The organism is Streptomyces harbinensis (genome assembly GCF_900116145.1).
Lineage (GTDB): Bacteria > Actinomycetota > Actinomycetes > Streptomycetales > Streptomycetaceae > Streptomyces > Streptomyces carpaticus.
In genome coordinates this window covers 121,848-133,111 of record NZ_FPAB01000004.1, presented here as the reverse complement: position 1 = coordinate 133,111, position 11,264 = coordinate 121,848, and the positions used below count along the sequence as shown (strand labels likewise).

Sequence of the window (11,264 nt, the reverse complement as noted above, 5' to 3'; positions counted from 1 at the left end):
CCGCGTCGGGTCACTACGGGCATGGCCGCTGTCTGTTCGCCGGTCCATTGGGTGATGTAGGGGACGGTGCCCCTGGTGGTGATCGCCGGGCTCATCGCAGCCACCCGGTCACCGTGTTCGGGGGCAGCTTGTTGGCCCGATGGTTCCGAGGCCATTTACCTGTCTCACGTGTGCTCGTATACTCGTGCATACAAGTGTCTCCGTGCTGGTAGGCGGCTATGGGGTACGGGTTCGTGCTAGACGAGTTGCACGCCGTCGTGCGCGCGGACGGCTGGCGGGTTGGCCCCGTCCAGGGCGTCCGTGACGCGGACCGCGTATGCCTCGTCGGCCAGCGCCGTGACCTCCTCGCGGGTGGCCCAGCGCAATTCGCTGGTTTCCTCCCCGGGCGTCGGCTGGCCGTCGATGGCCTGGCAACGGAAGACCAGGGAGACGATCAGCCCGGTCATGTTCTTGTAGACGCCAGTCAGGGTCGCCGGCGCGGCGATCTTCACACCGGTTTCTTCGAGGACTTCGCGTTCCAGGGCCTCGGGGATCGTCTCCCCGGCCTCCAGGACACCCCCGGGCGGTTCCCACTTGCCGTTGTCGCGCCGCTTGATCAACAGTGCGCGTCCCTGATCGTCCACGATCACTCCAGCAACGCTGACGGAGTGCGGACGCTCACGACTCATGTTCCTCGGCCCTCTCTACTGGCTAGGCTTCCCACCGTAGCAACAGAACTCGACTTCTCGTCTAGATACCTAAAGGAGTAATCACATGGCGCCTCTACCCTCCGGTGTTCTCGGCTCGCTGGACTCCACCAGTGACCGGGCGGTCTTCCGGCAGATCGCCGACCAGCTGCGTGAGGCGATCGACAAGGGGCGGTTCAAGGAGGGGGCCAAGCTGCCGTCCGAGTCCGAGTTGGTGGAGCGCTTCGGCGTCTCCCGGATGACCGTCCGCAACGCGCTCTCCGTCCTCCAAGGGGAAGGACTGGTGCACTCCGAGCACGGCAAGGGCGTCTTCGTCCGCCCTCGGCCACCCGTGCGGCGTCTCGCCTCGGACCGGTTTGCGCGACGGCACCGGGATCAGGGGAAGTCCGCCTTCACGGTAGAGGCCGAGGCCGCCGGGAGCCGTCCCGAGGTGGACAACCTCCAGGTCAAGGAGGAACGCCCTACCCGCGACATCGCCACCCGGCTGGGTGAGCCACGCAAGGTGCTGGCTCGTAGGCGCCGCTATCTACTGGACGGGCGGCCGGTCGAGTTCGCGGCCTCGTTCCTGCCGTTGGACATCGCCCGCGACACCCCCATCGCCCAGCCCAACCCGGGCCCCGGCGGCATCTACGCCCGGCTGGAAGAACTCGGCCACCGCCTCGACCACTTCGACGAAGAGGTGCGCGCCCGGATGCCCACCCCGGCCGAGGTCAAGACCCTCCACCTGGCCGCCGGCGTCCCCGTCATCCACCTCGTCCGCACCGCCTACGACACCGAGGGCCGCGCCGTCGAGGTCTGCGACACCGTCATGGCCGCCGACGCCTACGTGCTGGCCTACCAGCTCCCCGCCAACTGAAAACGCCTGACCAACCGGCGGGTTGAGCACGACTCGGCGGGCCCGTCGGAACGACTCGTACAGACCAACACCCATACTCGTATAGACGAGTGGTCAGGTGTGTGGCACACTGGACCACGCCACCGCATCCGTGGGGCCACCCGGTCGCATCTTGTCTAGACGACTAGCTGTATGTGGTCGGTGAGGAACGTACGAGGAGTAACAAACGTGCGCACCATTTGAGTTGAGACCTCCGCCGCGACCATCCTGCTGACCGAGGAGCCGGCCCCGAAGGTCCGTGACCGGCAGACCGGCGAGATCGCCAAGGACGCCGTGACGGGCGAAGCGTTGATGAAGGTCGGCGTGGTCTACCTGGAGGACGGGGAGTCCTCGCTCCTCCAGGTGACCGTTCCCGAGTCCGGAGTGTCCGAGGGCCTGGCCCTGGGCGGTCCGGTCGCGCTGCCGGGGCTGGTCGCCCGGCCGTGGGAGTCGGTCTTCAACGGCCAGTCCCGCCACGGCATCGCCTTCCGCGCTGCCGCCGTCACCCCGGCCGCCCTCCCGGCCTCGACGGGGGTCTGAAGTGTCAGGTCTGGTAACGCTGTTGAGCACGGCCGCCCCGGTGGCTGCGGCTGCCGGGGGCGCCGCCCTAGCGCGCGAGAGGTACCCGCGTCTGTACTGGTCAACGGTCGGCCTGCCGTGGTCGGCCGCCCGCCTGCTGGCCACCTACGGATCGGTCATGGACGCCTGCGGCCTGACCGTTCCCCCGTCCCGACTACGAACGTTGGCCGTCCGGGCGACAACGCGCCGCGAGGTCCGCCCCGTTCCACCTCGGCGCGGCCTGGTCCGACCGACGGCCACGGGGCTGCGGGTCCGGCTACGGCTCGCCCCCGGGCAGGAAGTCGCCGACCTGGCCGCCGCGACCGAACGCCTCCGCCACGCGTGGAGCGTTCACGCCGTCCACGTTGCCGAGATCAAACCGGGGGTGGCGGAACTGCGCCTGGTCGGCTTCGACGTGCTGAACGACGTGCGGATGCCGAGAACGGGCGGCGGTGGCGGGCTCCTGCGGGTGCCGGTCGCACTGCGGGAGGACGCCACGCCGTTTGTGCGTGACTACCGCACCGTTCCGCATCAACTCACTCTCGGAGCAACGCTGTCGGGGAAGTCCATGTACCTGCGGCACATGGTCGCCGGCCTTGCCCCGCAGCGTGTCGCGCTGGTCGGGATCGACTGCAAGCGGGGCGTTGAGCTGGCGCCGTTCGCCCCCCGTCTGTCCGCCCTGGCCACCGATCCGGCCGAAACCGGCGAACTCCTGCCCGCGCTCGTTGCGTTGATGGAGGAACGCTACGACCTCATACGCGCCCGGCAACGCCACGACGGCGCGACGTCGGATGTGTGGGGGCTGCCTGAGGAAGAGCGGCCGGTGCCGGTGGTGGTGTTCGTGGATGAGGTGGCGGAGCTCTTCCTGACCGCGACGCGCAAGGATGAGGAACGGCGGGACGAGTTGGTGACGCATCTCGTTCGGTTGGCCCAGCTCGGCCGCGCCGCTGGCATCTACCTGGAAGTCTGCGGGCAGCGCTTCGGCGCCGAGCTGGGCAAGGGCGCCACCATGCTCCGCGCCCAACTGACCGGACGGGTCTGCCACCGCGTCAACGACGAAGCGTCCGCCAAGATGGCCCTCGGCGACATCGCACCCGAAGCCGTCATGGCCGCCTGCACCATCCCCGCCGAACGCCCCGGCCTCGCCGTGGCCGCCGACTCCTCCGGCCGCTGGACACGGGTGCGCACGCCGTACCTGTCCCTGACCGACGCTGCCACGCACTGCGCGATCCACGCCTACCGTGCCCCGACGCTACCGTCCCTGGCTCGTTTCCGGCCCGTGGCCTCGACGGCGGTCGAGTCCGAATCTACGGGGAGCTGATCGCGATGCGCGCTCAACTGATCAGGCCGGACCCGGTGTTGGTTCAGGCCGTGATCGCTGCCGCGTTGTCGTTCGCGCACATTCACGACCTGGCGGCGGCTGCCGGACAGGACGGATGGAAGGCGTGGGCCTACCCGATCTCCGTTGACCTGCTGTTGGTGGCTGCCTGGCGTCGGCTGCGCTCTGAGAGCGAGGTGGCTGCTGGGTGGTGCTGCTTCCTGATCGCCCTGGCCGCCTCCCTCGGCGCGAACATCGCCACCGCCGGACTCCTCGACCTGGGCGACGTGCCCGACTTGCTCCGCGTCCTGGTCGCCGGCTGGCCCGCCCTCGCCTTCCTCGGCGGCACCCTCCTCGCCCACACGCCCACCGAAGAACGCCAACCGCCGGCCCGGCTGAGCCCGAGAGAAGACCCGAGGTCGCCCCAGCTGTCGCCTCGCCTCCTCCCGTTCCGGGCGCGTTGGTCCAGCACGCGCGGAAGGTCGCCGCCGAACATCAACAACGCACCGGCCAACCCATCGACACCCACACCCTCCGCGCCCGGCTCGGCGTCTCCACACCCCTCGCCGAGGCCATCAACCAACACCTCTGAACGAGGGAGATCACGCCCTGATGCTGCGCCGCTTCCGCAACCTCGCCCGCGTCGGCCCCGTCCAGGTCGCCACCGGCTACGACCAGCGTGGCCGTGAGAAGCACACGGCTGCCTGCACCGCACCACGCTGCGGGTTCTCCGCCGAGTACGACACCCGCTCGGCCGCCGAACTCGCCGCCACCACACACCGCTGCTCCGCCCACTGAACGCCGCTGAGGGAGTCCGCACCGTGGACGTGAACCTGCCCGTGGTCGTCGTCTTCGGCCTCGCCGCCTGGGCCGCCGTGCGCCTGCTGGGCATCCGCCCGTGGGCCGTGGCCCTGATCGCCCTGTTCGGCTTCTACCTCGCCGACACCTTCGCCGCCCCCGCCATCGACAACGGCACCCGCACCGGAGTCGAGATCGTCAACGACCAACACGACTAGACAACTAGCCAACGAGCCGCAGAGCGAAGGCCCCGGGGCGGAACCGATACCGCCAAGCATCCACCGCCCCCGGGACCCCGACTCCACCCACGCGCACGCAGAAGGAGCAGTCCCATCATCACCCGCACCATCCCGCCCCCGCTGCCCGAACTCGGAAAGCTCGCCGCGACCGGAACCCTGCCCGCCCTCGGCCACCAACTCGCCGGCCTCGGCGGCTGCACCCGCCCCGTCCGCCTCAACGGACACCGCACCGAACACCCCGTCGACACCACCACAGGCGAGATCGGCGCTCCCGTGCGGTCGTTGGTCTCCACCGAGCTGCCCGCCGGGAACCTGCTGACCCGCTGCAACAACCGCCGCGCCACCCGCTGCCCCGCCTGCGCCGAGACCTACCGCCGCGACACCTACCACCTCATCACCGCCGGCCTCAAAGGCGGCAAGGGCACCCCCGAACGCGTCGCCACACACCCGCGCGTGTTCGCGACCTCACGGCGCCCAGCTTCGGCCCCGTCCACAACCGAACCAACCCGCATGGCCGTTGCCGCTGCGGCACCACCCACCACCCCGACGACGCCCGACTCGGCCAACCGCTCGATCCTGACTGGTACGACTACGCATCCGCGGTGCTCTGGAACGCCCACGCCGGCCACCTCTGGCGCCGCTTCACCACCCACCTCCGACGCGCCATCGCCGCCCGCGCCGGACTCACCCAACGAGCCCTGGCCGACCACGCCCGCGTCTCGTTCGCCAAGGTCGCCGAGTTCCAAAAGCGCGGCGCCGTCCACTTCCACGCCGTCATCCGCCTCGACGGCCCTGAGGGCGGTTCCTCTCCGCCCCCGTTGTGGGCAACAGCCGAACTGCTGACCGACGCCATCCACACCGCCGCCCAACGCACCCACCTCACCGGCCCCACCCTCGACGGCCGCACCCACACCCTCACCTTCGGCCGCCAAACCGACGTCCGCACCATCCGCTCCACCGACCTCGACGGCGACACCGAACTCACCGACCAAGCTGTTGCCGGCTACATCGCCAAGTACGCCACCAAAGGCGCCGAAACAACCACCGGCACCCTTGACCGGCCACTCAGATTCCTCGCCGAGCTGGCGCCCCTGGACATCTCCGACCACGCCCGACGCCTCATCCGAACCGCCTGGCACCTCGGCGCACGTACCGAACTCGAACACCTACGCCTCCGCGCCTGGGCCCACATGCTCGGCTTCCGAGGCCACTTCTCCACCAAATCCCGCCACTACTCCACCACCCTCACCGCACTCCGCAACGCCCGTGCCGAATGGAGAAGACAACAAGCGGGCGACCACGGCCCCGAGGAAACCACGCTTGTCCTCGCGCACTGGACCTACGCCGGCACCGGACTCAGTCCCGCCGAAGCGTGGTTGTCGGCTTCGCTGGCCGACGATTCCGGAGAGGGGTACGCCGATGAATGACCGGTTCCTCAGCGTGGACCAAGTGGCCGAGGTTCTGGGGACGACGGTCCGGTTCCCCCGGCGGCTGATCGCCGAGCGTCGGATCACCTTCGTCAAGGTCGGGAGACATGTGCGCATCCCGGAAAGCGCCCTCAGGGAGTTTCTGGAAGCTCGTACCGTTCGCCCGGTTCAACGGCGCGGTCGCCGCTACGGAAAGGCGGCCTGATGGGGAACAAGAAGGGCTCTCGGCGGAACTTCGGCGCCGTGCGGCAGTACCGCTCAGGTCGGTGGACCGCCAGCTACCGGGACCCGGACGGGGAGGAACGCCGCTCGCCTCAGACGTTCGCCACCAAGACGGATGCCGAGGTGTGGCTGGCCCAAGTGCGAGCGGACCTGACGCGAGGAGACTGGCGGGACCCGGATGCCGGGAAGGTGGACTTCGGGACGTACGCAGTGCGGTGGGTCGAGGAACGGGACTTGGCCGCGACGACGGAGGAGTTGTACCAACGGCTCCTGCGGCTGCACCTGCTACCGACCTTCGGCGCGCTCGACCTCGACCAGATCACGCCGCCCCGGGTTCGGTCCTGGCGGGCCGAGCTGCTGAAGGCGACGGGGGCGACGACCGTTGCGAAGTCCTACCGGCTGTTGAAGGCGGTCCTGGAGACGGCCGCCGATGACGAGCTGATTCGCCGCAACCCGTGCCGGATCAGGGGAGCGGGTAAGGAGTCGGCGGCTGAGCGTCCGATCGCCACCGTAGTCCAGGTGGACGCCCTGGCCGACGTGATGGGGCCGCGTTGACGGTTGATGGTGTACATCGCGGCCTACGGTCCCGCGCGGCCGGAGGAACTGGCGGAGATGCGGCGGCGGGATGTGGACGTGGAAGTGCCCGGCGTCTGGGTGCGCCGGGCTGCTCCCGAGCTGACCACCGGGCGGCGTGCGGTCGGCGACACCAAGTCCGAGGCGGGGAAGCGGTTCATCGTGTTGCCCGCCTTTCTGGCCAAAGAGCTGAGGCGGCATCTGGACTGGTACGCGGAGAAGGGGCCGGACGGACTGCTGTTCGTGGGGGAGCGTGGCAAGCCGTTCCGCCGGTCCACCTTCGGGCGGAAGTGGCGGAGGGCGCGGGACAAGGTGGGGATGCCGGAGGGCTTCCGCTTCTACGACCTGCGGCACACCGGTCACACCCTGGCGACCCGCAGTGGGGCGACGTTGCGGGACACGATGGTTCGCGCGGGCCAATCCTCGGAGAAGGCGGCGTTGATCTACCAGCACTCGGACCGTGAACGGCAACGGGAAGTGGCCGCCGGCATCGACGCTCACGTGCGCGTCATGCGGAACAAGATCAACCCATCTGGTGCTCGAGTGGTGCGGGAGTCCTAATCGGTTCGAACACGACGAAGGCCCAGGTCGGGGATCACGTCCCTGACCTGGACCTTAACCGTTGGAGCGGGCGACGAGAATCGAACTCGCGCTCTGAGCTTGGGAAGCTCATGTTCTACCATTAAACTACGCCCGCCGGGAGCTGGAGCTAGTTTAGCGCATCTCTGGAGTGGCTGGGGACCGGTGTCGGTGGCATCCCTTAGTGTGGCCGCGTTGTCGGCGTCTCTGGAGGGGTGCTTTGCAGGTCACCGTTGTCCGTTGTGCCGAGGGGCATGTGTTCGCCGCCCCCCGTTTTCCGCTGCGGCAGCTGCGGCGGGACCGGATCGGGCCCGCGCGGTTGTTGAGGTGTCCGCGGTGTGCGCGGCTGCGCAGTGCCGTGCCCGTCTCAGACCTGGGTGCGGTGGAAGTTCAGGTATGACCGGGACGGGGTCGGCCCGCGCTGGTTCTGGTAGCGAGAGCCGACCCCGCTCGATCCGTAGGGGTGCTCGGCCGGCGAGGTCAGGCGGAACATGCACAGCTGGCCGATCTTCATCCCCGGCCACAGCTTGATCGGGAGCGTCGCCACGTTGGACAGCTCCAGCGTCACATGGCCCGAGAAGCCCGGGTCGATGAAGCCGGCCGTCGAGTGGGTCAGCAGGCCGAGCCGGCCGAGGGAGGACTTGCCCTCCAGGCGGGAGGCCACATCCTCGGGGAGCGTCACCACCTCGTAGGTCGAGGCCAGGACGAACTCCCCGGGGTGCAGGATGAACGGCTCGTCGCCCGCCGGTTCGATCACCCGGGTCAGGTCCGGCTGCTCGACCGAGGGGTCGATGTGCGGGTAGCGGTGGTTCTCGAACACCCGGAAGAAGCGGTCCAGCCGTACGTCGATGCTGGAGGGCTGCACCATCGACGGGTCGTACGGGTCGATCCGTACCCGTCCGGCGTCGATTTCGGTCCGGATGTCCTTGTCTGAGAGAAGCACCCCCGAAGGCTACAGCGTCACAGCGTGCCGAGTTTCACCAGCATCAGCAGCGACAGCAGCTGGATCGCCGACGCCGCCAGGGCGCGCGGCCAGGGGAGTTCGTGCGAGCGGGCGATCATCATGGTGAAGAGCGCGCCCGCGAACAGCCAGGTCGCCCAGCCCAGTATCTGGACCACCGGGGTCGCGCCGCCCACGAAGATCGCCACCAGGAGGCGCGGCACATCGGTGAGCGCCATGATCAGCATGGCCAGCCCCGTGGTCGGGGCCCACAGGCCGTTGCCGCCGAACTGCCGGGCCAGGTTGTGGGTCACCGTAGAGAGCAGCAGCGAGCCCAGCACCATGGCGACGCCGGTGATCAGCAGATAGATCACGGCGTTGGAGACCGTGGTGTTGAGTATGTCCTCGCGCGCCTTGTCCAGGCCGAAGACCGCCACCGTGCCGTACAGGAACGTGACGATCAGGGCCGGGCCCCACATCGGGTAGTCCCGCATCCGCCAGAACGTCGGGTCCGGCTTGAGGATCAGGGACGGCAGCAGTTCCTTCCACGGCAGCGGGGGCTGCGGCGGCGGGGGAGGGGGCTCCGCGGGGCCGGCCGCCGCCGGCGTCCCGTAGCCGTGGCCGTAGCCGTCGCCGTGTCCGTCGTCGTAGTACGGCTCGGCCTGGTACGGCGACGGATACGGCTGCTGCGGTTCTTGCTCGCGCTTCCTTCGTTGTCCGGGCACAAGTACGAACGTACCCCCTCCCGGCCCCCTCCCGATCCCGGTCGGTGTCAGCTGACGGGGTTCTCCACCGTGGACTCCGGCTCGGCGTCGGCCTCCGGGGTCTTCACCGAGCTGAGCAGGAGCTGCGCCACGTCCACGACCTGCAGGTTCTCCTTGGCCGCGCCGCTCTCCTTCTTGCCGTTCACCGAGTCCGTCAGCATCACGAGACAGAAGGGGCAGGCGGTGGAGACGATGTCCGGGTTGAGGGAGAGCGCCTCGTCGACCCGCTCGTCGTTGACGCGCTTGCCGATGCGCTCCTCCATCCACATCCGGGCGCCGCCGGCGCCACAGCAGAAGCCGCGCTCCTTGTGGCGGTGCATCTCCTCGTTCCGCAGCCCCGGCACCTTGCCGATGATCTCGCGCGGCGGCGTGTAGACCTTGTTGTGCCGGCCCAGGTAGCAGGGGTCGTGGTACGTGATCAGGCCCTCGACCGGGGTGACGGGCACCAGCCGGCCCTCGTCGATCAGGTGCTGGAGCAGCTGGGTGTGGTGGATGACCTCGTACCGGCCGCCCAGCTGCGGGTACTCGTTGGCGAGCGTGTTGAAGCAGTGCGGGCAGGTGGCCACGATGCGCTTGACGGGGACGGTGCCGAACGCCTCGTTCAGCGTCTCGACGTTCTGCTGCCCCAGCTGCTGGTACAGGAACTCGTTGCCCAGGCGTCGCGCCGAGTCGCCGGTGCAGGTCTCGTCGCCGCCCATGATCGCGAATTTCACGCCGGCGGTGTGGAGCAGTTCGGCGAACGCCTTGGTGGTCTTCTTGGCCCGGTCCTCCAGGGCGCCGGCGCAGCCCACCCAGTAGAGGTAGTCGACCTCGGTGAGGTCCTCGACGTCCTGGCCGACGACCGGGACCTCGAAGTCGACCTCCTTGGTCCACTCCAGGCGCTTCTTCTTGGCCAGCCCCCAGGGGTTGCCCTTGCGCTCCAGGTTCTTCAGCATCGTGCCGGCCTCGCTGGGGAACGCCGACTCGATCATCACCTGGTAGCGGCGCATGTCCACGATGTGGTCGACGTGCTCGATGTCCACCGGGCACTGCTCGACGCAGGCGCCGCAGGTGGTGCACGACCACAGCACGTCGGGGTCGATGACGCCGCCCTCGGCCTCGGTGCCGATCAGCGGGCGCTCCGGCGCCTCCTCGCCGGCCAGCAGGTAGGGGGCCTTGGCGTGGGCGTGGTCGCGCAGCGACATGACCAGCAGCTTGGGGGAGAGGGGCTTGCCGGTGTTCCAGGCGGGGCACTGCGACTGGCAGCGTCCGCACTCGGTGCAGGTGGAGAAGTCGAGCAGGCCCTTCCAGGAGAAGTGCTCGACCTGGGAGACGCCGAACTGGTCGTCCTCGCCCGGGTCCTCGAAGTCGATCGGCTTGCCGCCCGAGGTCATCGGCTGGAGGGCGCCGAGCGCCGTGCCGCCGGTGGCCTCGCGCTTGAACCAGATGTTGGGGAAGGCGAGGAAGCGGTGCCAGGCGACGCCCATGGAGGTGTTGAGGGCGACGGTGATGGCCCACACCATGGAGACGCTGATCTTGATGAGCGCGACCAGGTAGACGAGGTTCTGGAGGGTGCCGACGCTCAGTCCGTCGAAGGCGGCGACCAGCGGGTAGGAGAGGAAGTAGGCCGCCTGGTAGCCGTCGGCGTGGTGCAGGGCGCCTTCCAGGCCGCGCAGCAGCAGGATGGCGACGCCGATGGTGAGGATGACGTACTCGACGAAGTACGCCTGCCAGGCCGTCGAGCCGGTGAAGCGTGATTTGCGGCCCGCCCGGGCCGGCAGGCTCAGCAGCCGGATCGTGATGAGGACGAGGATCCCGGCGACGGTGCCGGCGGCGAAGAACTCGGTCCACATCTCGAACGGGGTGAAGCCGCCGATCACCGGCAGCAGCCAGTCGGCGCGGAAGAGCTGGCCGTACGCCTGGACGAGGGTGGGGACCAGGGTGAGGAAGCCGAGCGCGACCAGCCAGTGGGCGACGCCGACGACGCCCCAGCGGTTCATCCGGGTGTGGCCGAGGAACTCCTTGACCAGGGTGAGGGTCCGCGCTCCGGGGTCGTCCGTCCGGGTGCCCGCGGGGACGGACTGGCCCAGCCGGACGAAGCGGACGATCTCCACGACTGCCCGGGCGAACAGCGCCACGGCGACAGCGGTGAGCACCAGCGAGACAACGATGGCGGCCAGTTGCATGTCAGCTCCTGTCGGTCTTACTGGGCAGTAACTTGACGGCTTCGTATGAGGGTACCCACTTCACCGGCCCGCGCGGAAACATCCGGTGCACCGGCCCGGCAACCCCGGCCGGTACGGGCGG

At 69.1% G+C, this 11,264-nt stretch carries 10 protein-coding genes, 1 tRNA gene and 4 pseudogenes; 10 read left to right on the top strand and 5 right to left on the bottom strand.

Annotation, left to right across the window (positions count from 1 at the left end; translation table 11 throughout):
- Nucleotides 1–236: 236 nt before the first annotated feature.
- Entirely contained in the window at nt 237–668 is a 432-nt protein-coding gene (locus tag BM385_RS12035; RefSeq protein WP_093843033.1) for an NUDIX hydrolase, read from the bottom strand.
- 85 nt (nt 669–753) lie between these two features.
- On the opposite strand from BM385_RS12035, the gene BM385_RS12030 reads away from it, so the two are divergent.
- The 9 genes and pseudogenes from BM385_RS12030 (at nt 754) to BM385_RS11990 (ending at nt 7,256) form a co-directional block, all read left to right on the top strand.
- Entirely contained in the window at nt 754–1,542 is a 789-nt protein-coding gene (locus tag BM385_RS12030; RefSeq protein WP_093843032.1) for a GntR family transcriptional regulator, read from the top strand.
- Between the two features lie 222 nt (nt 1,543–1,764).
- A pseudogene (locus BM385_RS12025) lies at nt 1,765–2,100 on the top strand (SCO3933 family regulatory protein); the annotation flags it as partial.
- Nucleotide 2,101: 1 nt separating this feature from the next.
- Nucleotides 2,102–3,439 (top strand): FtsK/SpoIIIE domain-containing protein, encoded by a 1,338-nt coding sequence (locus tag BM385_RS12020; protein ID WP_093843031.1) that lies wholly within the window; start codon nt 2,102–2,104, stop codon nt 3,437–3,439.
- A gap of 5 nt (nt 3,440–3,444) precedes the next feature.
- A pseudogene (locus BM385_RS12015) lies at nt 3,445–4,028 on the top strand (DUF2637 domain-containing protein).
- Between the two features lie 20 nt (nt 4,029–4,048).
- Nucleotides 4,049–4,234, top strand: a complete 186-nt coding sequence (locus tag BM385_RS12010) for a mobile element transfer protein (RefSeq protein ID WP_093843030.1) — start codon at nt 4,049–4,051, stop codon at nt 4,232–4,234.
- 23 nt (nt 4,235–4,257) lie between these two features.
- A complete protein-coding gene (locus BM385_RS12005; protein ID WP_093843029.1) occupies nt 4,258–4,452 on the top strand; it encodes a hypothetical protein in 195 nt (64 codons plus the stop codon).
- A 114-nt stretch (nt 4,453–4,566) separates the two neighbouring features.
- Nucleotides 4,567–5,900 (top strand): annotated as a pseudogene (locus tag BM385_RS12000) (replication initiator).
- On the top strand, nt 5,893–6,105 hold the full coding sequence (locus BM385_RS11995) for an excisionase family DNA-binding protein (protein ID WP_093843028.1): 213 nt from the start codon (nt 5,893–5,895) through the stop codon (nt 6,103–6,105). The pseudogene BM385_RS12000 and the gene BM385_RS11995 overlap by 8 nt, the downstream one beginning before the upstream one ends.
- Nucleotides 6,105–7,256: pseudogene (locus tag BM385_RS11990) on the top strand (tyrosine-type recombinase/integrase). Before BM385_RS11995 ends, BM385_RS11990 begins: the two are co-directional and overlap by 1 nt.
- 62 nt (nt 7,257–7,318) lie before the next feature.
- On the opposite strand, the gene BM385_RS11985 reads toward BM385_RS11990, so the two are convergent.
- Nucleotides 7,319–7,392, bottom strand: a tRNA-Gly gene (locus BM385_RS11985).
- A gap of 102 nt (nt 7,393–7,494) precedes the next feature.
- Here BM385_RS11985 and BM385_RS27745 point away from each other — a divergent pair.
- The gene (locus BM385_RS27745; protein ID WP_276034922.1) at nt 7,495–7,674 is read left to right on the top strand and encodes a hypothetical protein; all 180 of its coding nucleotides are present in this window, start codon (nt 7,495–7,497) and stop codon (nt 7,672–7,674) included.
- On the opposite strand, the gene dcd is transcribed toward BM385_RS27745, so the two are convergent.
- Genes dcd through BM385_RS11965 form a run of 3 tightly spaced genes read right to left on the bottom strand, consistent with a single transcriptional unit; the run spans nt 7,642 to nt 11,143 of the window.
- On the bottom strand, nt 7,642–8,217 hold the full coding sequence (gene dcd / locus BM385_RS11975) for a dCTP deaminase (RefSeq protein ID WP_019432015.1): 576 nt from the start codon (nt 8,215–8,217) through the stop codon (nt 7,642–7,644). The genes BM385_RS27745 and dcd overlap by 33 nt on opposite strands.
- A 17-nt stretch (nt 8,218–8,234) precedes the next feature.
- Nucleotides 8,235–8,939: a Yip1 family protein gene (locus tag BM385_RS11970; protein WP_374312414.1), complete on the bottom strand. Its 705-nt coding sequence runs from the start codon at nt 8,937–8,939 to the stop codon at nt 8,235–8,237.
- A 47-nt stretch (nt 8,940–8,986) separates the two neighbouring features.
- Nucleotides 8,987–11,143: a (Fe-S)-binding protein gene (locus BM385_RS11965; protein WP_093843027.1), complete on the bottom strand. Its 2,157-nt coding sequence runs from the start codon at nt 11,141–11,143 to the stop codon at nt 8,987–8,989.
- Nucleotides 11,144–11,264: the final 121 nt, after the last annotated feature.